We start from the raw sequence: 21,611 nt of genomic DNA on the forward strand, positions 1-21,611 counted from the left end.
AATGCATCTTCCTGCCAACCCGCAATCAAAACCACACACCTGAGCGCGGCGCGGGACGTCCCAGCCACTATTCGCCGCGGGGATGGGCTTGAGCCACAGCCCGCTTAAGCCGATCGGGTGTGAGATGCGTGTAGATCTGCGTCGTGGACAGGCTCGCATGGCCCAGCAGCTCTTGAACCGAGCGCAGGTCCGCACCGCCCTCGAGCAAGTCGGTCGCAAAGGTATGGCGCATCGCATGCGGGGCGATGTCGGCAGGCATGCCGGCGAGCGTCGCCAGCGTATGAAACCGCCGCCTGAGCATGGCGGCACTCATGCGATTACCGCGCGCCGATATAAGCAGCGGATGCGGCCCGGTAACGGGGTCACGACGCTTTGCCTGAGCGAGCAACTCCGGCCTTCCCTCCTCAATATAGAGACGCGTCGCCTCGAGCGCACGACGATACAGAGGGACGATACGTTCTTTGCTCCCCTTGCCCCACAGGCGCAGCGTGCGTTCGGACCACGCAATGGACTCCACATTGAGTGCTGCGAGCTCAGAGATACGGGCGCCCGAGGCATAGAGCAGCTCGAGCATCGCCGCATCGCGCAATCCCGCGGGTGTTGAGGTATCAGGCGTCTTGAGCAGCGCCTCCACCTGTTGGGTCGTCAGCACACCAGGTAGATCGCGCGGGAGCTTGGGCGAGGAAATTGCCGAGACCACATCGCCCTCCACGACCCCCTCGGCAGCCATCCAGCGATAGAGAGATCGAATAGCCGACAGGTGCGCCGCAAGCGTTCGGGGAGCCACCTGCTCACGCGAAAGCTCAGCAAGATAGCGACGAATGGTGCGCACGTCGGCAGCGAAAGCATCGATATCCTCACGCTCGCACCAGGCAGCAAAGCGCTCCAGCCTCGAGCCATAGGCCGTCACCGTGTTGGGAGAAAGCCCCTCGACGCGTGCGATATAGGCGATAAAAGAGTCGACGGTGTCGTACAGGTCAAAGGCTATGACCGGTCGCCTCCAAATAGATCGGGGCGAGTGGCCAGATAGGCATCAAGGGACTCGAGCGCACGGTCCGCATAGGCCTGGTAGCGGTCGCGCTTGCTGCGGCGCTTACCATCCTCGAGTGGCGGCACCAGGCCAAAGTTGACATGCATAGGCTGATAGCCCACGGTGGCAGGATCGGTCGCATAGCCCACGAGCGCACCCAGGGCGCCCACACGCGGCAACTCGACGCCCGCGACGCCGATAGCCTCGGCATAGGTGTTGAGCGCCGCGAGCAGACCGGTCGCCACGGCTTCCATGTACCCCTCGGTGCCGGTGATCTGACCGGCCAGGCGCACGCCGGTGCCGGGCACGGCAAAGGTGCCATCGAGCACGTGCGGGGCGTCGACAAAGGTATTACGGTGCATGACACCGTAGCGGAAGAACTCAGCGTTCTCCAGGCCCGGCACCATATGGAAGACGCGCTTCTGCTCGCCAAAGGTCAAGTTGGTCTGGAAGCCCACCAGGTTATAGGCGGTCTTCTCCTTATTCTCGGCACGCAGCTGAATCGCCGCCCAGGGACGACGACCGGTTCGCGGGTCGGTGAGGCCGACGGGCTTCATGGCGCCAAAGCGAATGGCGTCCTTGCCGGTGCGCGCAACTTCCTCGGCAGGCTGGCAGGCCTGGAACAGATCGCCGCCCTCAAAGTCCTTGAGCACCACGCGGTCGGCCGTGGAAAGCGCCTCGATAAAGGCCTCGTACTCCTCCTTGTTGAGCGGAGCGTTGAGATAGTCGCCGCTCCCCTGCTCCTCGTAGCGCGACTGCGAGAACAGCACGTCCATATCGAGCGTGGAGGCATCGACGATCGGCGCCGCGGCATCGAAGAACGCAAGGGCGTCGCCACCGACGAGCTTCATGACCTCTTCGCTCAGCGCCGGCGAGCACAAGGGGCCGGCGGCAATGACCACGTGACCTTCGGGAATCTGCGTGACCTCGCCGTGCGCGACCTCGATATTGGGACGGGCGGCAACCTCGGCCTCGACAAGCTCGGAAAACTTGACGCGGTCGACCGCCAGGGCACCGCCGGCGGGAACAGCCGCGCGATGGGCGCAATCGAGCAGGACTGAACCCATGCGCTTAAGCTCGGCCTTCAGCAAACCAGCCGCGGAATCCGGACGGGTCGACTTAAACGAATTGGAGCAGACGAGCTCTGCCAAGTGATCGGTATGGTGAGCCGGGGAGCTCACCTGGGGGCGCATCTCGCACAGCTTTACGGCAAAACCGCGGTCTGCCAGCTGGATCGCGCATTCCGAACCCGCCAGACCGCCACCGATAACCGTCACCTGATCGAACTGCATCTGCAAACACCTTTCTAATTGACACGTTTTCCATTGTGACCGAAGGGTGTCTGGGCGTGAAGAGCAAACTTGGAGGGCGCATACCTTCCATCCATCATGCGCTCGATAAGGCCCTCGAGTTCAAGCGAACCCAAGAGTTTGAGTACGCCAACAGCATCGAGCGAGACAAGCGCCGCGATGTCGTCGACCTTGAGCGGAGAGGCGATGAGCGCATGCATCACGGTCTGCTGTGTTGGATCCAGGTCGGCAATGCCGGGAGCATCGGGGCGCGAGTAGCGCAGGGTGCCGTAGATGCGTGAGATAGCCATCTCGATAGATTCCTCGTCGATGATGCAGCAAGCACCGTTCGCAATGAGGTAATTCGTGCCACGCGACTCGGGCGATAGGATCGACCCCGGCACGACAAGAAGTTCGCGCCCCAAATCCATAGCAGCCTCGGCTGTAGAAAACGTCCCGGAAGGCATACCCGCCTCGGAAACAAAGAGGGCTTGCGACAGGGCCGCGATCACGCGATTGCGGCGCGGAAAGGCAAACTTGCGCGGACCCATGCCCCACGGAGAGATCGACACGACCGCGCCACCCGTATCGAGCGTTCGCATAATAAGCCCCGCGCTCGAACGCGGGTAGACCACGTCGGCGCCCGTCCCCAGCACCACGACGTGTTTACCGCCAGCGTTGACCGCAGCCCAACCCGAGGCCTGGTCACAACCGACCGCGCCGCCCGAGACTACCGTCACTCCCGCCTCGACCGCCACCTTTGACGCAAGCTCTGCCACGGCAAGACCATACGGCGAGGCCTTGCGCGCGCCGATGATGGAGAGCGCGGGCGTCGAAAGCACCTCGGGGTTGCCGCGCACATAGAGCGTCTGGGGTACATCAGAAAGGTCCAAAACGGTCTCGGGATACAACGTATCACCTGGATGCAGCTCAAAGGTCCCCTCGGCCATCATTGGTCCCTCCTTCCCTGGTACATCGCCGCCTCGAGCACGTGGTCCTGCGTCACATGCTCGCTCTCGGCGACGTCGGCGATTGTACGCGCGATACGCACCAGGCGCACGATACCGCGGCCCGTGAGATGTGTGCGCTTCGACAGGCCGAGTACACACTTCTCCGCCGCATCATCGAGCTCAAAGGTCGAAACGACGCCGTCAATGGACCGCGTCTCGTCATCCTCGGCCTCGGCATCCGCATCGTCCATACGGGATTCGCGCCAAGCGCGAAAAGCGCGACCGCGCACAACGTAGTCACGTAACTCGGCCGACGACATACCCTCCGCACCCTCGATAATCACTTGAGGGTCGGGACGGGTCACATCGATCATCATGTCGATACGGTCGGCCAAAGGACCGCGCAGTTTAGACCGATAGCGCTCGACCATCGCCGCCGAGCAGCGACACGGTACCTCACGATCGCCCAAAAAGCCGCAGGGGCAGGGATTGCTCGCAGCCAGCAGCTGAAAGCGCGACGGGAAGGTAAAAGCCCCGTCGACGCGTACGATCCTCACATAGCCGCGCTCGATGGGCTGACGCAGCGTCTGCAGCACACCCGTGGGAAACTCGGCAAGCTCGTCCAAAAAGAGCACGCCGCCATGAGCAAGGCTGATCTCACCCGGGTGCACCGGGCGCCCACCGCCGATAAGACCTGCGGTCGAAATACTGTGATGGGGGCTGCGGAAGGGCCGGTGCCCCGCCAACAAGCCATCAATGTTCTCACCCAAAACCGAATGGATGCACAGCGCCTCCTGCTGGTCCTCAACGGAAAGCTCGGGCAGGATGCCGGTCATACGACGCGCGAGCATCGTCTTGCCCGATCCCGGGGACCCGATCATGAGCAAGCCGAGTTCTCCTGCCGCCGCAAGCGCCATGCCGCGCTTGGCGACCTCCTGCCCCAGTACGTCGGCATAGTCGAGCTCGGGCTCAAAGGTCGCCTCGAGCACTTCAGAATCCAAGTAGTGCCGCGCGGCATCGCCCATGCCATGGGCAAGCTGAGACAAATGATCGATGAATCCACAATCCACGCCCGCGAGTGGCACATGCTGGTCTGACCTGCCGGCGATAAAAGACAGCCCCATGTCGCGAGCCAGCAGCTGAAACGCCACCTCGCCCTTGACGGGAAGCACCGTACCGTCCAAGCCGAGCTCGCCGGCGATAAGGCAGCGATCGAGGTTGTCACGGGGAATCTGCCCATCGGCCGCCAGAACCGCGATGGCAATCGGCAGATCAAAGCCGCTACCGGTCTTGCGAATATCGCCGGGCGCCAGATTGACCGTAATGCCCGAGCGCGGAATCTCGAACCCGGCGGAGCGCATCGCGCACCGGATACGCCCGCGCGACTCCATCACCTCCATACTCGGAATGCCGAGCATCTGGATGCCCGGAACGCCGCCGGCAAGCGAGACCTCGACCGTGACGTGAATCGCCTCGACGCCACGGATGCAGGCCGCGTGAACGGCAAACGTCTCGAACGCCATCACGACACCTGCCAATCGAACGCGTTGTACTGATGCTCGATCTCAGCGATATGCCCGCCACGAATGGTGACACCCACGGCATCGAAGCGAATCGCCTTGAGCGGATAATGCTCCATGAGATAGCAACTTGCGATGCGGCGGTAGCGGCGTTGCTTTTGAGCGTCCACGGCCTCCTCGGGAAAGACCTGCGTGCTGCAATCCAGTGCAACGCGTCTGGTCTTGACCTCGGCCATCACCACGACATCGTCGAGCTCATCGAGCAGCACCAGATCGGCCTCGCCCTCGGTGCAACGATAACCCTGCTCCAGCAAGGTGTAGCCGCGCTCGTTAAAGTAGTCGATGGTGATCAGCTCGCCCAGCATGCCCAGCTCGCGGGGACTGAGTCCCTTGATAAACTCGGGCGTCATCGCCCCGCAGTCGAGCTCGCCGTTTTCCCAACGCTCCTTGAGCTGCTGCGTCTTGCTCTTTTTGCTTGCGGCACTCATGGGGTCTCCTTTCCCGCACGCTGCATTGCCCCGATGATGAGGGCACCTTTCATGCGGGTAAGTACCGGAAGCAAACCAAAAGCTGACCAAATGCCGTCAAAAAACGGGCCGTACGCAGCAATGGTGTTGCATACGGCCCGCTACCAGCAGGTTTATAAAACCCCTGAGGTCCCTGTCTCCACAATTGACCTAGAAAAGGCGCTCAGTCTGCAGAAAGTTTCCGCAAAAGCTCACGCGGTGCAGTGGACAAAGTCCATGTTTGCGAATGGCCTCGATGTGCTCGGGGCTTGCGTAGCCTTTCGATTCGGCCAAATGGTACTCGGGATACTCGGCATCGTACTCGACCATCATCTCATCACGCGTGACCTTGGCCATGATGGACGCCGCGGCGATACAGGCGATCTTGGCATCGCCCTTCACCACGTCGCGCTCGTTGGGAACGGCGCCCAAGGGGTTACCGTCCATAAGCACGCAATCGGGCTCGAGCCCCGTATCGGCCACGGCGCCCGCGACAGCGGCTCGAATGGCGCGGGCCATGCCCATCTCATCGATATCCTTAGGCGCGATATGGCAAAAACCAATTGCCGTCGCCACCTCGGCAATCTTCACTGAGAGCAACTCGCGGCGCGCCGGCGTGAGCTTTTTGGAATCGTTGATGCCCCAGACGCGCGGCTCCATAGGAAGGCAGACGGCGCATACCGTCAAAGGACCGGCCACCGATCCGCGACCCACCTCGTCGACACCAACGACCACCCCATCGCCGCCAAGCTCATGCATAAGCTCGTACATGTCATTGACGCGCTCGCGCTCGGCAAGTTCCTTGGCATGGCGCTTAAGAGCACGCTCGCAAGCCTTGATCACCTGCTGGCGCGGGTCCTCGCGATAATGCTCCACGAGGGCGGGGATCTCCTCAAACGTAGCGCTCGCCAACTCACCGGCAACCTGCGATGCCGAAACCGAGCTCGTCATATTGGCCATACCAGGCCCTCCTTGCATGCAAATCAGATAAAAAGAAGGGCCACCCGAAGGTGACCCTTGTGTCCAAACGAGTGGACAGACGCTGCGATCTTCTTAGCGCTTCTCGGGGATGCGAGCAGCCTTGCCCACCTTGTCGCGGAGGTAGTACAGCTTGGCGCGACGGACGCGACCATGACGAACGACCTCGAGCTTGGCGATCTTGGGGCTGTGAAGCGGGAAGGTACGCTCAACACCGACACCGAAGGACATCTTGCGGACGGTGAAGGTCTCGCGGGCACCGGCGCCGGCCATGCGGATGACGTCGCCCTGGAAGACCTGAATGCGCTCGCGGTCGCCTTCCTTAATGCGGTAGTGAACCTTGACGTTGTCGGCGACGCGAACCTGAGGAATGTCCTCGCGGATCTGCTGACGCTCGATTGCGCGGATGTAATCCATGTGCAATTCCTTACTCTTCTAGAGGTGCCGTACCACCTTGGCCGGCACGTAGTTGAACAAACGTATTCGAGTATACACGCGCGGGTTTCTGCTGCAAGAACAATTTTTTACGCAGACAAAAAGACAAAACCCGCACATGATAACCGCCCGTCTCACGAATGAGACGGGCGGCATGAAGGGGGACTACGCTAGGCGTCTAAACGCTAAACGCTAGGCGGAACGCTTGGCCTCGAGCTTGGCCTGAGCGGCAGCCAGGCGCGCGAGGGGCACACGATAGGGCGAGCAGGAAACGTAGTCCACGTCGGCCACGTTAAACAGGCCCTTGATGGACTTGGGGTCGCCGCCGTGCTCGCCGCACACGCCAAAGTGCATGTCGGGATTGGTGGCGCGGCCCTTCTCGACGGCCAAGCGCACGAGCTCCAGCACTGCCGCGTCGATGGTCTCGAAGGGGTTGTCTTTCAGGATCTTTTTATGCATGTACAGCGGGATGAACTTGGCCTCGGCGTCATCGCGCGAGAAGCCAAAGGTCGTCTGGGTGAGGTCGTTGGTGCCAAAGCAGAAGAAGTCGGCATGATGGGCGATCTCGTCAGCGACCATGCAGGCACGCGGCAGCTCGAGCATCGTGCCCACGGGAATATTGAGCTCGACGCCTTCCTCGGCGGAAACCTCGGCGATCACGCGCTCGATAACCTCGCGGGTCTGGACATGCTCGGCCGTGATGGAAACGAGCGGAACCATGATCTCGGGGCGCGGGTCGACACCCTCCTTGATAAGGCGGGCAGCGGCCGTGGCGACGGCGCGAACCTGCATGAGCGGCAGATCGCCAAAGACGACGGACAGGCGCACGCCGCGCAAGCCCAGCATGGGGTTGGACTCGACCATGCCGTCAATGCGACGCAGGCGGGCGCGCAGGGCAGTGAGCTCCTCCTCGGGAGCGCCGGCGGCCTCCTTCTTGGTGATGGCGACCTCGAGCTCGCGAGGATTATCCAGGAACTCATGAAGCGGCGGATCGAGCAGGCGGACGACCACATCGCGACCGGACATGGTCTTGAACATCGCCAGGAAGTCCTCGGTCTGAACCTTGAGCAAGTCGGCCAGGGCCTGCTGCTTCACGGCCTCATCGTCAGACAGGATAAAGCTCTGGATGATGTTCTTGCGATCGCCCAGGAACATGTGCTCGGTGCGGCACAGACCGATGGCCTCGGCGCCAAACTCGAGCGCGAGCTCGGCATCCTCGGGGTTGTCGGCGTTGACGCGCACGTGGTTGGCGTGACCGTCGGTCTCGTCCAAACGGATCTCATCGGCCCAAGACAGGATGGTGTCCAGGTCGCCGGTGAGCTCTGCAGAGACCAGGTCGACCGCGCCGTCGACGACGATACCCTGGGTGCCGTCGATGGAGATGACATCGCCCTCGCGCAGCACGCGGTCGCTGCCCTCGATGCGCACGACCTTCTCTGCCGCGTCAATGTGGAAGCGCTCAACGCCGCAAACGCAGGGCGTACCCATGCCGCGGGCGATAACGGCGGCATGGCTCGTCTTGCCACCGTGGCTGGTCAGGATGCCCTCGGCGGCGACCATGCCCTTCAGGTCGTCGGGGTTGGTCTCCCAGCGGACCAGAATGACCTTGTGGCCCTCGTTGGCGCGCGCGACGGCGTCATCACTCGAGAACACGACCTCGCCCACGGCGGCACCGGGGCTGGCGTTAAGGCCGCTGGCCAGGGCCTCGTACTTCTTGGAGGAGTCGAACTGCGGGTGCAGGAGCTGATCGAGCTGCGCGGGATCGATGCGGCTCACGGCCTCCTCGCGGGTGATCAGGCCCTCCTCGACCATCTCGATAGCGATGCGCAGCGCGGCGGTAGCGGTGCGCTTGCCCACGCGGGTCTGAAGCATCCAAAGTTTACCCTGCTCGATGGTGAATTCGATATCGCACATATCGCGGTAATGATCCTCGAGCGTCAGGAACACGCGCTCGAGCTCCTCACCAGCGGACTCGAGGCCCGGGGTGGTCTTGAGGTCGGCGATGGGCTCAGTGTTGCGGATGCCGGCGACGACGTCCTCGCCCTGGGCATTCACCAAAAAGTCGCCATAGAACTCCTTGGTGCCGTCGGCCGGGTTGCGCGTAAAGGCGACGCCGGTCGCAGAGGTCTCGCCCTTGTTGCCAAAGGCCATGGCCTGGACGTTGACGGCGGTACCGAGCTCGTCAGAGATGCCGTGCTGTTTGCGGTAAATGCAGGCACGCTCGTTCATCCAGCTGCCAAAGACGGCCTGGATGGCAAGGCGCAACTGGAGCTCCGGATCATGCGGGAAGACGGGCTTGCCGTCGGCAACCTCAAGCTCGGGATACAGGGTCGCCTCGACGTTCTCGGAGAAGATGCCCTTAAAGGTCTCGACGAGCTCCTGCAGGTCCTCGGCCGAAAGCTCGGAATCGACACGAACGCCGGCGACCAGGCGGGCCTGGGTCAGAGCGTTCTCGAATAGGTCGGCGTCGACGCCCATGACGACGTTGGAGAACATCTGGATAAAGCGACGGTAGCTGTCCCAGGCAAAGCGCGGGTTCTGCGTCTGCGCAATAAGGCCCTGGACGGAATCGTCGTTGAGGCCCAGGTTGAGGACCGTGTCCATCATGCCGGGCATGGAGAACGGAGCGCCCGAGCGAACCGACACGAGCAGCGGATCGGAGGCATCGCCGAGTTTCTTGCCGCAACGGGCCTCGAGGTCCGCCTCGGCGGCAACGATCTCATCGAGTGCGCCTTCGGGCCAGACGTTGCCGGCACCGGAGTACTCGACACAGGTCTGGCAGGTAATGGTAAAGCCACCGGGAACCGGCAGACCGATGCGGCTCATCTCGGCAAGGTTTGCGCCTTTGCCGCCAAGCACGAAGTTCATGGATTTGTCGCCCTCAGTGACACAGGTGCCCTGGGCGTCGGTTCCAAAACGGTAAACCCTCTTGCAATCGCTCACGATACTTCCCCTTCCATGCGCTTACGCGCACGACCGTGGTAACGAATCGACCCGCCGGATGCGGGCCGTGAGGGAACTATACGGCGGGTTTTGGACAGGCTTGAGCAGAGGGTGCGCGGTTTGGTAAACGTGCTAAAACCGGCGGTAAACGGTAGGTAAAGGTGGTTACCTTATGAAGATACCACTACAAGGAAAGTGCAGGTCGGATGCGATGTTTTTGCTAAATCGCTTTACCATTTATCAGCATTAATTCCAAGTATTCTCTTTGGTTAGCTAAAAGAGCCCCGTCCCAAATTAGCTACCCAAACAACCTTGTCCCAAGTGAGCTACTTTTGTTGAGCGCGGCGGGCGGCACGGCGGGCTCTGGCTTCCTGGATCTCCTCGAGGTGGGCAATGATCTCGGCAGCGCTTTCCTCGATGGCTTTGCCGTCGGTGCGCACCACAAAGCAGCCCAGGCGCTTCATGAGGGCACGGGCATCCTCAAGCTCGCTGCGCACGCACTCAGGCTCGGCATAGGAGCCTGCGACGGCGCGGGCGTAGTCGTCGCCCAAGCGGCTATCGCGAATCTCGGAAATCACATCGACGGTCGAAATCAAGCCGAACAGGCGCATCGGGTCAACCTCGTAAACCGACTTGGGCGGCTCCATGCCATGCGCCAACGGAACATTGGCGACCTTGTAGCCCTGATAGGCTAAATACATCGACAGCGGCGTCTTGGATGTACGCGACACACCCAGCAGCACGATATCGGCACCCGACAGATCGTCGCAACCGCGCCCGTCATCGTGCTCAACGAAATACTCCATGGCCTCGATACGATGGAAATACCGATCGTCGGTCTTGTGAATCACGCCCGCAACGCCTTTGGGCGGCACACCGATGAGCGACGACAATACGGCGAGCGTCGGACCGATCAGGTCGACCGAGCGAATGTGCAGCATGCCCAAATAATCGAGCACGCGGGCGCGAAGCGCCGGATCGACGATGGTGTGGAACACGGCGATATCGCGATGGTCGGCATCGACGCGCGGCCCCACAAATGACTTGACCTGCTCCACGGAGGTCACCTTAGGCAGGCGCAAAACGCGAAAAGCCCCTACATCAAATTGCCCGGACGCCGCAAGCACCACCTCACAAGCGGTATCGCCGAGCGAGTCGGAGATAACGATAACGGTGGGACGAGCGGTGACCGGGCAATCCATGCGGGGCTCCTTTTGCGCTTATGCGCAGGCTGGCTTACTTTTTGCGGGCAAGCTCACCGATGTTGGCAATGCCGGAGAAAACGGCCTCGAAGCGGTTGAGCAGCTTAAGGCGATTATCGCGAAGCTGCTCGTCTTTGTCCATGACCATGACCTCATCGAAGAAACGGTCGATGGGCGCGCGCAGGGCGGCGAGGGCGGCAAATGCGGCCGGGTAGTCCTCGACAGCAAGGGCGGCATCGACAGCGGTCTGAGCGGCCTCGGAGGCGTCGGCGAGCGCGAGCTCGACCTCGCCCATCAGGCTGCGGTCATACTCCGCACCAAGCTCAGGCTTGGAGATATGCGCGGCGCGGGCATAGGCGGTCGCCAGGTTGTCGAACGTCTCAGCGTCGTTCTTGCGGGCCTCGTCGAGGGCGGCGCAGCGGGCGAAGAAGACGGACGGGGCGATGATGTGCACCGCGGAGACGGCGGCGACGGTATCGGCCGGAATCTTTTCGTCGCGGGCCATGCTCACCAGGCGGCCATGGAAGAAGTCACGAACCTGCTGGGCGACCTCGGCGGCGTCGAACTCAATGCCCTGCTCACTGTAGAGTTCGAGGGCAAAGTCGATGAGCGACGTGGGGTCGATCGGCAGACGGTCGCGCAGGATGTTGATAATGCCGATAGCGGCACGACGCAGCGCGTAGGGGTCGGAGGAGCCGGTCGGGGGCTCGCCGATGGCAAAGATACCGGCGATGGTATCGAGCTTGTCGGCGCAGGCCACGATGCAGCCAGCGGTGCCCTCGGGCAGCTCGTCACCGGCAAAACGGGGACGATAGTGATCGCGAATAGCATGAGCGACCTCGTCGTTCTCCCCCATCGCGGTCGCGTAATAACCGCCCATCACGCCCTGCTGGCTCGTGAACTCGACGACGGCGTTGGACACCAGGTCTGCCTTGCACAGGTGTGCGGCGCGAGCGGCGTCGGCGGCAAGATGGGCGCCCAGGTGAGCCTCGCGGGCGATAGCGAGCGCGAGCTGCTCGATGCGCTCGGACTTGGCGAGCACGCTACCGAGCTTCTCCTGGAAGGCAACCTTGGACAGACGCTCACGGAACTCGTCGAGGGAGATCTTCAGGTCCTCCTCGTAGAAGAACTTAGCGTCGTCCAGACGGGCGCGCACGACGCGCTCGTTACCGTCGATCACGCGCTCGGCGTTCTCGGGCTTGCTGTTGGAGACGACCACGAACTCACGCGTCAGCTTGCCCTCGCCGTCATAGATCGGGAAGTAGCGCTGGTTGGTGAGCATGGACTCGCAGATAATCTCGTGCGGGACCTTGAGGAACTCCTCGTCGAAAGTACCGACGAGCACCGTCGGCCACTCGCAGAGGTTAATGACCTCCTCAAAGACCTTCTTGGGCGTATCGACATGGCAGCCGGGGCGAGCGGCCTCGACCTCGGAGATACCGGCAAGGATGGCCTCGCGACGGCGCTCGGCAGAAAGCACGCCGGCGTCCTCGAGTACCTGCTCGTAGGCGGCGGGGCTGGCGACAACGTGGTCACCGGGGCCGAGCACGCGATGGCCGCGCGTGGTGTTGCCGCTCGTCACGTCGGCAAATGACACAGGCACAACATCCTCGCCCAGAAGGCAGCAAATCCAGCGGACCGGACGCACGAACGTCGCGTGCTCGTGGCCCCAGCGCTGGGAGCGGTAGTTGGGCCACTGCAGGCCGGCAATGGTCTTCTCGCACAGGGCCGTCAGGATCGGGGTTGCCGGTGCGGAGGGAATGTTCTTCTCGGCAAAGACGTACTCGCGGCCGTCGGTGTCCTCGCGACAGACCAGATCCTCGGCAGCCACACCACACTTGCGGGCAAAGCCCTGGGCGGCCTTAGTGGCGTTACCGTCAGCGTCGAACGCGATGTTGGCCGCGGGGCCGCGCTTAACCTCGTGGACCTCGTCGGTCGCAGTGGCGACATTGGCCACGAGCGCAGCCAGGCGACGCGGGCTCGAGATCACGCGGACCTCGCCGTGGGCCAGACCGGCCTCGTCGAGACCCTTGGCGATCATGGTACCAAGCTGCTTGACGGCATTGTTCAGCGGTGCAGAGGGCATTTCCTCCGTACCGATCTCAAACAGGAAATCCTTAGCGTCTGCCATGGCTTACGCCACCTCGCCTTCCTGGTCGGCATTCTCGTTGACTCCGGCGACCTCGGCCATGTAGGCCTCGCAGCACGCCTTGGCGACGGCGCGGACGCGCAGGATGTAGTTGGCACGCTCGACCGCGGACAGGGCGCCGCGGGCATCGAGCAGGTTGAAGGCGTGGCTGCACTTCATGACACAGTCGTACGCCGGCAACGGCAGCTTGCGCTCCAGGCAGGAATGGCACTCGGCCTCGTAGTCGTCAAACTTCTGACGCATCATCTCGACGTTGGCGACCTCAAAGTTATAGGCACTGAACTCGCGCTCGTTCTCGAGGAACACGTCGCCGTAAGTCATGGGCGTACCGTCGGGCAGGTAGCTCCACACTAGGTCGTAAACGGAGTTGACGCCCTGGGCGTACATGGCGATACGCTCCAGGCCATAGGTGATCTCGACGGGCACGGGGTCGACCTCGATACCGCCCACCTGCTGGAAGTACGTAAACTGCGTGACCTCCATACCGTTAAGCCAGACCTCCCAGCCAAGGCCCCAGGCGCCCAAGGTCGGGCTCTCCCAGTCGTCCTCGACAAAGCGGACGTCATGGTCGTTGGGGTCCAGGCCAATGGCGGCCAGCGAACCCAGGTAGAGCTCCTGGGCGTTGACCGGCGACGGCTTGATGAGCACCTGGAACTGATAGTAGTGCTGCATGCGGTTAGGGTTCTCGCCGTAGCGGCCGTCGGCGGGACGGCGGCAAGGCTGAGCATAGCAGGTGCGCCACTCGGCGGGACCGAGCGAGCGCAGTGTGGTCGCGGTATGGAAGGTACCGGCACCGACCTCGGAGTCATAGGGCTGCATAATGACGCAGCCCTGCTCGCCCCAGTACTGCTGGAGGCGCAGGATGATGTCTTGGAAGGAAAGCGATGAAGCGTTCATGCCTCTAATATCCCCTCGTCGAAACGATTACACGGTTAGGTACTGTACTATAGCGGTTTTTAGTCGATAGCGCCGATGCGGTTGAGCGGCCAGTAGCGCACAAGCGCCACAGCGATCAAATCAGAGCGATCGACGGGACCAAAGTAGCGCGAGTCGGCAGAGTTTTCGCGGTTGTCGCCCATCACCCACACGCACCCGTCGGGGACGGTGTAGGGATAACTCACCTGGGCGCCAGGCGCTTGGACCGAAAGCGGCCAGCTCATGCCCGTCGTATAGTCCTCGTCGAGCGCTTGGCCGTCAACGACCACCTTGCCGTCCTGCAGGTCGACCGTCTGGCCGGCCGTGGCAATAACACGCTTGACAAGAACATCATGCTCGGAAGTGGCATCGGGGTTGTGGAACACCACGATATCACCCTGTTTGACGGGCTGACCGAGCTCGAGGCTCACCTTTTGTGCCAGGATCTGGTCGCCAATCTCGATCGTGTCCTCCATGGAGCCGGTGGGTACCACAAAGGGCTCGACCACAAAGGTGCGGATCAGGAAGGTGGCCACGAGCGCGATCGCGATGACCGCGACCCACTCAAAAGCGCCCCTCAACGCGGAATGCTGCGATGGAACCATTCTCACTCCTCGCTCTGCGAATACGAAGCGTCCAGAATCTCCTGCGCGTATGCGCGCTCCTGGGGCGTAAGCCGTGCCGTCTCGATCAGGTCGGGACGCCAGCGGCAGGTGCGCTCGATGGCATTCTTACGGCGCCAGGCGTCAACCTTGGCATGGTCACCGCTCACGAGCACCGGCGGCACGCCCTCGCCGTTGAATTCAGCAGGGCGAGTGTACTGCGCATACTCGAGCAGGCCTCCGTCCTCGGCGGTCGAGAACGACTCGTCCACGTTGCTCATCTCGTCACCAAGGGCGCCGGGAATCAGGCGTACGACGGCATCGGCAACGACCATAGCGGGAAGCTCGCCGCCCGTGAGCACGTAATCGCCGATCGACAGGCGCTCGTCGGCATACGCATAGGCACGCTCGTCGACACCCTCGTAACGGCTGCACACAAACAGCAAGCGCTCGCTTTTGAGCAGGCGCTCGGCCACATGCTGTGTAAAGGGCTCGCCACAGGGGGTAAAAAACACCACGGTGGGCTTAGGACCCTCGGAGCTAATAGCCTCGATGGCCTCGGCAATAGGCTCGACCTTCATGAGCATGCCCTGCCCGCCGCCGTACGGCTCGTCATCGACGGTACGATGGCGGTCGTGCGTCCAGTCGCGCAGGTTATACGCCTTAAAATCAAAAAGGCCGGCCTTGCGGGCGCGGCCCAAAATCGATGTGGACATGACGGGCTCAAACATCTCGGGAAAGACCGAAAGGGTCTCAATCAGCATGTTGTCCTCCCTACTTGTCCATATCGATCAGGCCGTCCATAACGTGGACGGAAATTGTTCCTGTGTCGGGAAGATCGAGCACAACCTGCTCGATCACGGGAATCAGTACCTCGCCGTACCGATCGCCCTCGACATCCCAAACATCGTTAGCGGGCGTCGACATGATCTCGACAATCGTGCCGAGCGAACCGAAGCGCTCGTCAACCACCTCGCGACCCATCAGGTCGGTATAGGCGGCGTCGAGTGAATCGAGCTCAAAATCGTCACGATTTGCCAGCACATAGCATCCCGTGATGCCCTCGGCGGCCGTCAAGTCGTCAATGCCCTCAAATGAGACCAGATCGCCATCGCCCGTATCGGTGACGGACACAACCGTGCAAAAGCGGTCGCGCTTGAGCGCCGGCGGCGTCAGGGCGACGCGCATACCCGGCTCTAATACAGAAGGAAGCCCCCGCAGCGGCTGCGCGAGGACCTCCCCCTTCCTTCCGTGCGGCTTGACCACACGGGCGATGTTTTTGTACTGGGACCTCAAGGTCCTAGCCCAGAACCTCTACCTCGACAGCAGTGTCGAGGCGAGCGGCCAGCGCACGGGCGAGCGTGCGAATGGCCTTGATGGTACGGCCACGACGGCCGATGACCTTAGCGACGTCATCCTCGGCGACCGAAACCTCAATCGTAGAGGCGTCGTCACCATCGATGACCTCAAGGCTCACGGAATCCGGGTCGTCGACGATCTGAACAACGAGATATTCGACGAGATCGGCGATGCGATCTGAGAGCATTGCCTCACCCTCGAGCTGTGCAGCGTCAACCTCAGGCACGATTTACTCCTCGGCGCCCTCAGCGGCCTCAGCGGCAGCCTTAGCGGCCTCGGCCTCTTTGGCGAGCTGCTTCTTGGACTTCTTGACGACGGTCTCGGTCTTCTCGCCCTCGTTGGCGGCCTTGACCAGAGCGGCGACGGCGTCGGTGAGCTGAGCGCCCTTGGACTGCCAGTCGGCGATCTTCTCGAGGTCGAGGTTGATGGTCTTGGGGGCGGTCATCGGGTTGTAGCGGCCAACCTCCTCGATGATACGACCGTCACGCGGGGCGCGGGAATCGGCGACGACGACACGGTAGTACGGACGCTTCTTAGCGCCGTGACGAGCAAGGCGAATCTTGACTGCCAAAGGAAACTCCTCCAACCAAGCAGCTTTAGGCTGCAACTACAAACAAACAGTTGAATATAATACGCCATCGACGCGGGCAGGTGAAGTCCGTGAGACCAACTTCTTCGGTGTAGTCGAGGGCAAATCCATATCTTAGACAAGAATTCGGGATTTGCAAGCACATACACGCACCCCACATGAGCTGCGCGGTATACTCATGACATGGAAAGACGCGAACATACATACGGTTATGAGGATGCCATGGGCGTCACACCGCCTCCCTGGACGGGTTCGGCGGTGGGCCTCATGGACCTCGATGCGTTTTTTGCGAGCGTGGAGATGCTCGATCATCCCGAATGGCGCGGAAAGCCGCTCATCGTGGGCGGAGACGCCGATTCGCGTGGCGTCGTGTCCACGTGTTCGTATGAGGCACGTCGCTTTGGCGTGCACTCCGCCATGCCCTCGGCCGAGGCGCGGCGCCTGTGCCCGCAAGCCATTTGGACGCATGGGCATTTTGATCGCTATCGTGAGGTCAGCGCGCAGGTCATGGCGATTCTCGCCGACGAGACCCCGCGTGTTGAGCGCGTATCCATCGACGAAGCCTTTATCGATATCACACCGGGCCGCTTTGCGCCCGAAGACCCGCTGCTGGTTGCGCGGCGCATAAGCGACCGCGTGGCAGCACTGGGAGTGACCTGCTCCATTGGCGTGGGCTGCAACAAGACGGTCGCAAAGATCGCAAGCGAGCGGGATAAGCCGTTTGGGCTGACCATCGTGCGCCCCGGAACTGAGCAGCGCTTTTTGGCCGCGCTGCCGGTATCTGCCATGAGCGGCATCGGGCTCTCGGCCGAGGAGCGACTGCGCCGCATGCGCATCTACACCCTCGGCGAGCTATCACGTGCACCGGAATCCACCTTGGCCTCTATTTTTGGCGTCAACGGCGAGCGCATGCGTCAGCGCGCGCTGGGACTCGAGGTTTCCGAAGTCACGAGCCTCGACGAGGAACGCGAGGTCAAATCGGTCAGCAATGAACGCACCTTTGCTAAAGATTTGACTGAGCGTGGGGATATTGAGGCGGCGATTGCGCTGTTGGGAGAGTCAGTGGGACGCCGCCTGCGCCGTCAGGGACTGACGGGTGGCACGGTAACGCTCAAGCTCAAGTATTCGTATGGCAGCGGACGTACGGCACAGCGCCGGCTGCCTCATCCGACCGACGATGAGAACATCTTCGTGGCGGTTGCACTCGAACTGCTCGACAACATCTGGCAAGAAGGCATGCACGTGCGTCTGGCAGGCATCGGAATGAGCGACTTCAACCACCAAGGCGGTATCCAAACCGACCTGTTCTGCGAAGTCGACGACCGCGGAGCCCAATCGAGCGACCGTCGCGACCTCTCGGTCGCTATCGACGCCGTCCGAGACAAATACGGCGACACCGCCCTTTCCTTCGGCCGCCAATCCCGCTTCAACGATTAACCGCCTTTGGGCAAAAAGAAAGCCGGGCAGGTGCGGAAAACCGCAACTGACCGGCAATCGGTAAAGGGTAGCTAAAAAGCCCGTCCCAAATGAGCTCCTAGAGGAGGTCGAGGGGGAGCTGGGGGGCGTCGCCCCAGAGCTTTTCTAGGCGGTAGAAGTCGCGGGCTTCGGGAGTGAAGACGTGGACGACAACCGAACCGTAGTCCATGAGCATCCAGGTCTTCTGCTCGCGGCCCTCGATGGAGAAGGGATGCTCGCCGCAAGCCTCGGCAACCTTCTCCTCGATCTCGTCGACGATTGAATCGACCTGGCGGTTGTTGGTACCGGTGGCAAGCACAAAGTAGTCGCACACGTCGGAGAGCTCGGTCAAATCGAGCACTTGCACGTCCTCGCCCTTCTTGTCGTAGGCGGCCTGCGCGGCGGCGCGGGCGACATCCTCGGCGGCGACACCGCTCGCGGACAGCGAGGCGGCGGTACGGTCGGACGTGGCGGCGAAGCTCTTGTGCTCCACACCTTCAAGAATCTGCTCGTCGGTCATGGTCTCGTCGGCCATGGAATACCTCTTTCTAGACAGCCCGAGCTAGCGTAGCTGGGCGTAATGGTTGTAAATCGAAATAGCCGTGGGATAAAGATAGCGCCCGGACTGGATCACATAGACCAAACCCTGCGCAAAACAGGAGAAGAACAACTCGTCAAGCGTCGACTCCCCCACCATCTTGCGCAGCGCGTGGGCATAATCACCATGGCGGTTGGGCTCGATAGCATCGGCTACAAAGACCACCATATCGAGCGGCGTCATGTCGCAGGCGCCCACGGTGTGACGGTCGACAGCTTGGAAAACGGCCGGCGATAGCTCGGGAAATAGCTGCGGAAGCTCATAGGCGGCAACCGGGCCATGCAAAAGCGGCGTCGCGGCGGAAGGAGAGCCGGCAACCTTGATGCCATAGTGAAGCGCGCGGGCCACGAGCTCGTCATCGGAAAGCACCTTGTCCCAGTCGTGAATTAAGCCGGCGGCAGCCGCATCAAAGCGGTCAACGCCGTAGACCTCGGCCAGATGAAGTGCGGTCTCGGCAACACCCAGCGAATGCACATAGCGCTTGCGCTTATCTTTCATGCGAACATCGAGCAGCTCTTGAATGCGCTTGAGCAGCGCGCGCTCATCGCCCTCAAACTGATCCTCTACCGACAACGTAGCCCCCATCACTCAAAATCTTCTTGGCCCAAATCGGCATATAGCCTGCGCTTGCGAATGTAGCCGAGCACGGACTCGCTCGTAAGATAGCGCACGCTCATGCCGCGGGCAACTCGCTTACGAATGTTCGTCGAGCTGATCGCCAGCGCCGGAATCTGAATATAGCGCACGTCGAACGGCAGCCCCGACTCTTTGATTCGGGCACGCGCCGTATCGATATCAAAGCCCGGTCGCGTCGCCGCAATAAAGGTAGCAAGCTCAGCAATTCGCTCGGCATCATGCCAGGTCACAATATCAATAATCGCGTCGGCGCCCGTAATAAAGTAGAGCTTTACCTGCGGCGGGTAAAAGTCGCGAAGGGCATGAAGCGTATCGGCCGTATAGGTTACGCCCGGACGGTCGATCTCGAACCGGCTCGCCAAAAAGGCCGGGTTCGCGGCGGTGGCAAGAACCGTCATGGCATAACGGTCCTCGGCAGGCGTCACCGGCTTGTCAAGCTTAAAGGCAGGCGTGCCCGCCGGCATAAAGAGCACGGCATCCAAGTCGAGCGACTCGCGCGCCTGCTCAGCGGTCACCAGGTGTCCGTAATGGATGGGATCAAAGGTGCCACCCATAATGCCAAGCCTAAACTCCTGCCCGTCCTCTAGAGGAAGCTCGGGCAAACCGATTCCACCGCGCAGCGACATGGCTTACTCGCCCTCCGGGGTCTCGACATCGTCCGCGGCATCCGTCGCATCGACAACCTCGACGCCCTCATTCGCAGCATAGGTCACGTCAATGGCCTCAACGGCAACGTCCTCGCCAGCATCCTCGAGCTCCTCGTACTCTGAGAAGTCCTCGGCGCCCTCAAAGTCAAAGGCGCGCTGGCAAATGCGGACCTCGTCGCCCGCACGGCAACCGGCCTTCTCGAGCGCGTCGTCAACACCCATACGCGCAAACTTATGCTGCAGGTAAATAACGGCTTCCTCGTTTTCCCAGTCGGTCTGGATGACCATGCGCTCGATGGCACGACCGACCACGCGGAAGGCACCGGGCTCTTCCTGGACAATGCGGAAATGCTTCTCACGCTGCAGGCGACGGCGCTCCCACTCATCGTCGCGCAGAACGACCGGCTCATCGGAGACAGCCAACTCGGCGCGCAGCTTAGCCACCTGCTCGCCCACGGCAAGCATCAGCGTGTTGAGGCCGGCGCCCGTAACAGCAGACACGGCAAAGAACATATGTCCGTCGTCGAGCGCTGCGCGCTTGAGGTCGGCAATCTTGTCGGCCGTGCCCGGCGCATCGCACTTGTTGGCAACGACGATCTGCGGACGCTCCGAAAGCTCGGCGCCATACTGCTCGAGCTCACGGTTGATGATGCGATAGTCCTCAACCGGATCGCGATCCTCAAAACCGCCCGTCATGTCGACGACATGCATGATCAGGGCCGTACGCTCAATGTGGCGCAAGAACTGGTGACCCAGGCCCTTGCCCTCGCTCGCGCCCTCGATCAAACCAGGAACGTCGGCAACGACGTAAGAATATTCGCCGGCACGCACCATGCCCAGATTGGGCACGAGCGTGGTAAACGGGTAGTCAGCAATCTTGGGGCGGGCGGCACTCATGCGCGCAATGAGCGATGACTTACCCACCGAGGGAAAGCCCACGAGTGCGGCATCGGCCATAAGCTTCATCTCGAGCTCAATCCAGTGCTCCTCGGCCGGCTCGCCTAGCTGGGCAAAGGCCGGAGCGCGGCGCACCGACGTCACAAAGTGCGTATTGCCCAGACCGCCGGCACCACCGGGCGCCACGACGACGCGCTCGCCGTCGTGCACCAGGTCGGCAATCTCGAACATCGGTGTCTGCGTCTCGGGGTCGAGCTCGCGCACCACGGTGCCCATAGGGACCTTGAGAATCAGGTCCTCGCCGCTCTTACCGTTACGACGGGCACCCTGCCCGTGCGTGCCGCGCTCGGCGCGGAAGTGATGCTTAAAGCGGTAATCGATCAGCGAAGACAGCTGAGCATCGGCTTGGATGACGACATTGCCGCCACGACCGCCGTCGCCACCATCGGGGCCGCCCTTGGGGACAAATGCCTCGCGCCTAAACGACATGCATCCGGCTCCGCCGTCGCCGCCGCACACGTTAATGCGGCTGATATCGGTGAACTGTGACAACAGAATCGCCTCCTACAAAAAAGAGGGAGACCCTTGAATCCTAAAACTCAAGTGCCTCCCACATATGTGCTCTATGAAGGGTGAATTACGCGTTCGCGAGCGGGCGTACGCTGACCCTGTGCTTGATACCCTTGTGGAACTCAACGGTACCGTCGACCAGCGCGAACAGCGTGTCGTCCTTGCCACGGCCAACGTTCTCACCCGGGTGGATGTGCGTGCCGTGCTGACGGACGAGAATCGTGCCCGTGGTTACCGTCTGGCCGGCGAAGCGCTTCGTGCCAAGGCGCTGACCGCGGGAGTCACGGCCATTACGGGAGGAACCGAGTCCTTTTTTGTGTGCCATTGTGTATACCTACTCT

22 protein-coding genes are annotated in these 21,611 nt (G+C 61.8%); 1 reads left to right on the top strand and 21 read right to left on the bottom strand.

Annotated features, from left to right (window positions below):
* Positions 1-67 precede the first annotated feature (67 nt).
* The 16 genes from DW821_RS00365 to rpsP all read right to left on the bottom strand — a co-directional run bounded on the left by DW821_RS00365 (position 68) and on the right by rpsP (position 16,449).
* The gene (locus DW821_RS00365) at positions 68-1,006 is read right to left on the bottom strand and encodes a tyrosine recombinase XerC (RefSeq protein ID WP_118064950.1); all 939 of its coding nucleotides are present in this window, start codon (positions 1,004-1,006) and stop codon (positions 68-70) included.
* Positions 985-2,322: a methylenetetrahydrofolate--tRNA-(uracil(54)-C(5))-methyltransferase (FADH(2)-oxidizing) TrmFO gene (gene trmFO, locus DW821_RS00370; RefSeq protein WP_118064952.1), complete on the bottom strand. Its 1,338-nt coding sequence runs from the start codon at positions 2,320-2,322 to the stop codon at positions 985-987. The genes DW821_RS00365 and trmFO overlap by 22 nt, the downstream gene beginning before the upstream one ends.
* A gap of 14 nt (positions 2,323-2,336) precedes the next feature.
* Positions 2,337-3,272: a DNA-processing protein DprA gene (locus DW821_RS00375; RefSeq protein ID WP_370221141.1), complete on the bottom strand. Its 936-nt coding sequence runs from the start codon at positions 3,270-3,272 to the stop codon at positions 2,337-2,339.
* On the bottom strand, positions 3,269-4,792 hold the full coding sequence (locus tag DW821_RS00380) for a YifB family Mg chelatase-like AAA ATPase (RefSeq protein WP_118064953.1): 1,524 nt from the start codon (positions 4,790-4,792) through the stop codon (positions 3,269-3,271). Before DW821_RS00380 ends, DW821_RS00375 begins: the two co-directional genes overlap by 4 nt.
* Positions 4,792-5,277: a YraN family protein gene (locus DW821_RS00385; RefSeq protein WP_118064955.1), complete on the bottom strand. Its 486-nt coding sequence runs from the start codon at positions 5,275-5,277 to the stop codon at positions 4,792-4,794. Before DW821_RS00385 ends, DW821_RS00380 begins: the two co-directional genes overlap by 1 nt.
* Before the next feature lie 189 nt (positions 5,278-5,466).
* On the bottom strand, positions 5,467-6,255 hold the full coding sequence (locus DW821_RS00390; RefSeq protein ID WP_117639929.1) for a ribonuclease HII: 789 nt from the start codon (positions 6,253-6,255) through the stop codon (positions 5,467-5,469).
* Between the two features lie 93 nt (positions 6,256-6,348).
* A complete protein-coding gene (gene rplS / locus DW821_RS00395; RefSeq protein WP_006236098.1) occupies positions 6,349-6,690 on the bottom strand; it encodes a 50S ribosomal protein L19 in 342 nt (113 codons plus the stop codon).
* Positions 6,691-6,900: 210 nt separating this feature from the next.
* A complete protein-coding gene (ppdK, locus tag DW821_RS00400) occupies positions 6,901-9,651 on the bottom strand; it encodes a pyruvate, phosphate dikinase (protein ID WP_117766663.1) in 2,751 nt (916 codons plus the stop codon).
* 326 nt (positions 9,652-9,977) lie between these two features.
* Positions 9,978-10,853, bottom strand: coding sequence for a pyruvate, water dikinase regulatory protein (locus tag DW821_RS00405; RefSeq protein WP_118064957.1), 876 nt, complete (start codon positions 10,851-10,853; stop codon positions 9,978-9,980).
* Between the two features lie 34 nt (positions 10,854-10,887).
* Positions 10,888-12,984, bottom strand: coding sequence for a glycine--tRNA ligase subunit beta (gene glyS, locus DW821_RS00410; protein WP_118064959.1), 2,097 nt, complete (start codon positions 12,982-12,984; stop codon positions 10,888-10,890).
* A 3-nt stretch (positions 12,985-12,987) separates the two neighbouring features.
* On the bottom strand, positions 12,988-13,899 hold the full coding sequence (locus DW821_RS00415; RefSeq protein WP_006236091.1) for a glycine--tRNA ligase subunit alpha: 912 nt from the start codon (positions 13,897-13,899) through the stop codon (positions 12,988-12,990).
* Between the two features lie 59 nt (positions 13,900-13,958).
* On the bottom strand, positions 13,959-14,522 hold the full coding sequence (lepB, locus tag DW821_RS00420) for a signal peptidase I (protein WP_055250011.1): 564 nt from the start codon (positions 14,520-14,522) through the stop codon (positions 13,959-13,961).
* A gap of 2 nt (positions 14,523-14,524) precedes the next feature.
* Positions 14,525-15,283: a tRNA (guanosine(37)-N1)-methyltransferase TrmD gene (gene trmD, locus DW821_RS00425; RefSeq protein ID WP_055250008.1), complete on the bottom strand. Its 759-nt coding sequence runs from the start codon at positions 15,281-15,283 to the stop codon at positions 14,525-14,527.
* Positions 15,284-15,293: 10 nt separating this feature from the next.
* Positions 15,294-15,815 carry a ribosome maturation factor RimM gene (rimM, locus tag DW821_RS00430; protein WP_117654833.1) on the bottom strand — a complete coding sequence of 174 codons (522 nt, stop codon included), beginning with the start codon at positions 15,813-15,815 and terminating at the stop codon, positions 15,294-15,296.
* A gap of 4 nt (positions 15,816-15,819) precedes the next feature.
* Positions 15,820-16,065 (bottom strand): KH domain-containing protein, encoded by a 246-nt coding sequence (locus DW821_RS00435; RefSeq protein WP_171021534.1) that lies wholly within the window; start codon positions 16,063-16,065, stop codon positions 15,820-15,822.
* Positions 16,066-16,107: 42 nt separating this feature from the next.
* Positions 16,108-16,449 (bottom strand): 30S ribosomal protein S16, encoded by a 342-nt coding sequence (gene rpsP / locus DW821_RS00440; protein WP_022094749.1) that lies wholly within the window; start codon positions 16,447-16,449, stop codon positions 16,108-16,110.
* Positions 16,450-16,650: 201 nt separating this feature from the next.
* Here rpsP and dinB point away from each other — a divergent pair, with 201 nt between their 5' ends.
* Positions 16,651-17,904, top strand: a complete 1,254-nt coding sequence (gene dinB / locus DW821_RS00445; protein WP_118064961.1) for a DNA polymerase IV — start codon at positions 16,651-16,653, stop codon at positions 17,902-17,904.
* A gap of 97 nt (positions 17,905-18,001) precedes the next feature.
* Here dinB and rsfS read toward each other — a convergent pair whose 3' ends face one another.
* The 5 genes from rsfS to rpmA form a co-directional block, all read right to left on the bottom strand.
* The gene (gene rsfS, locus DW821_RS00450; RefSeq protein ID WP_117786060.1) at positions 18,002-18,457 is read right to left on the bottom strand and encodes a ribosome silencing factor; all 456 of its coding nucleotides are present in this window, start codon (positions 18,455-18,457) and stop codon (positions 18,002-18,004) included.
* A gap of 27 nt (positions 18,458-18,484) precedes the next feature.
* Positions 18,485-19,018, bottom strand: coding sequence for a bis(5'-nucleosyl)-tetraphosphatase (symmetrical) YqeK (yqeK, locus tag DW821_RS00455; RefSeq protein WP_199584244.1), 534 nt, complete (start codon positions 19,016-19,018; stop codon positions 18,485-18,487).
* 86 nt (positions 19,019-19,104) lie between these two features.
* Entirely contained in the window at positions 19,105-19,782 is a 678-nt protein-coding gene (gene nadD, locus DW821_RS00460) for a nicotinate-nucleotide adenylyltransferase (RefSeq protein WP_089573445.1), read from the bottom strand.
* Between the two features lie 3 nt (positions 19,783-19,785).
* Entirely contained in the window at positions 19,786-21,252 is a 1,467-nt protein-coding gene (obgE, locus tag DW821_RS00465; protein WP_199584226.1) for a GTPase ObgE, read from the bottom strand.
* 85 nt (positions 21,253-21,337) lie between these two features.
* Positions 21,338-21,595 (bottom strand): 50S ribosomal protein L27, encoded by a 258-nt coding sequence (gene rpmA, locus DW821_RS00470; protein WP_089573443.1) that lies wholly within the window; start codon positions 21,593-21,595, stop codon positions 21,338-21,340.
* Positions 21,596-21,611 lie beyond the last annotated feature (16 nt).

It is taken from the genome of Collinsella sp. AM33-4BH (assembly GCF_003469205.1).
Lineage (GTDB): Bacteria > Actinomycetota > Coriobacteriia > Coriobacteriales > Coriobacteriaceae > Collinsella.

What these genes read in the sequence shown, in the direction of transcription:
- trmFO (WP_118064952.1), bottom strand. Translation starts at nt 2,322, where the DNA reads ATGCAGTTCGATCAGGTGACGGTTATCGGTGGCGGTCTGGCGGGTTCG.
- DW821_RS00375 (WP_370221141.1), bottom strand. Translation starts at nt 3,272, where the DNA reads ATGATGGCCGAGGGGACCTTTGAGCTGCATCCAGGTGATACGTTGTAT.
- DW821_RS00380 (WP_118064953.1), bottom strand. Translation starts at nt 4,792, where the DNA reads ATGGCGTTCGAGACGTTTGCCGTTCACGCGGCCTGCATCCGTGGCGTC.
- DW821_RS00385 (WP_118064955.1), bottom strand. Translation starts at nt 5,277, where the DNA reads ATGAGTGCCGCAAGCAAAAAGAGCAAGACGCAGCAGCTCAAGGAGCGT.
- DW821_RS00390 (WP_117639929.1), bottom strand. Translation starts at nt 6,255, where the DNA reads ATGGCCAATATGACGAGCTCGGTTTCGGCATCGCAGGTTGCCGGTGAG.
- rplS (WP_006236098.1), bottom strand. Translation starts at nt 6,690, where the DNA reads ATGGATTACATCCGCGCAATCGAGCGTCAGCAGATCCGCGAGGACATT.
- DW821_RS00405 (WP_118064957.1), bottom strand. Translation starts at nt 10,853, where the DNA reads ATGGATTGCCCGGTCACCGCTCGTCCCACCGTTATCGTTATCTCCGAC.
- glyS (WP_118064959.1), bottom strand. Translation starts at nt 12,984, where the DNA reads ATGGCAGACGCTAAGGATTTCCTGTTTGAGATCGGTACGGAGGAAATG.
- DW821_RS00415 (WP_006236091.1), bottom strand. Translation starts at nt 13,899, where the DNA reads ATGAACGCTTCATCGCTTTCCTTCCAAGACATCATCCTGCGCCTCCAG.
- lepB (WP_055250011.1), bottom strand. Translation starts at nt 14,522, where the DNA reads ATGGTTCCATCGCAGCATTCCGCGTTGAGGGGCGCTTTTGAGTGGGTC.
- trmD (WP_055250008.1), bottom strand. Translation starts at nt 15,283, where the DNA reads ATGCTGATTGAGACCCTTTCGGTCTTTCCCGAGATGTTTGAGCCCGTC.
- DW821_RS00435 (WP_171021534.1), bottom strand. Translation starts at nt 16,065, where the DNA reads ATGCTCTCAGATCGCATCGCCGATCTCGTCGAATATCTCGTTGTTCAG.
- dinB (WP_118064961.1), top strand. Translation starts at nt 16,651, where the DNA reads ATGGAAAGACGCGAACATACATACGGTTATGAGGATGCCATGGGCGTC.
- rsfS (WP_117786060.1), bottom strand. Translation starts at nt 18,457, where the DNA reads ATGGCCGACGAGACCATGACCGACGAGCAGATTCTTGAAGGTGTGGAG.
- yqeK (WP_199584244.1), bottom strand. Translation starts at nt 19,018, where the DNA reads ATGAAAGATAAGCGCAAGCGCTATGTGCATTCGCTGGGTGTTGCCGAG.
- nadD (WP_089573445.1), bottom strand. Translation starts at nt 19,782, where the DNA reads ATGTCGCTGCGCGGTGGAATCGGTTTGCCCGAGCTTCCTCTAGAGGAC.
- rpmA (WP_089573443.1), bottom strand. Translation starts at nt 21,595, where the DNA reads ATGGCACACAAAAAAGGACTCGGTTCCTCCCGTAATGGCCGTGACTCC.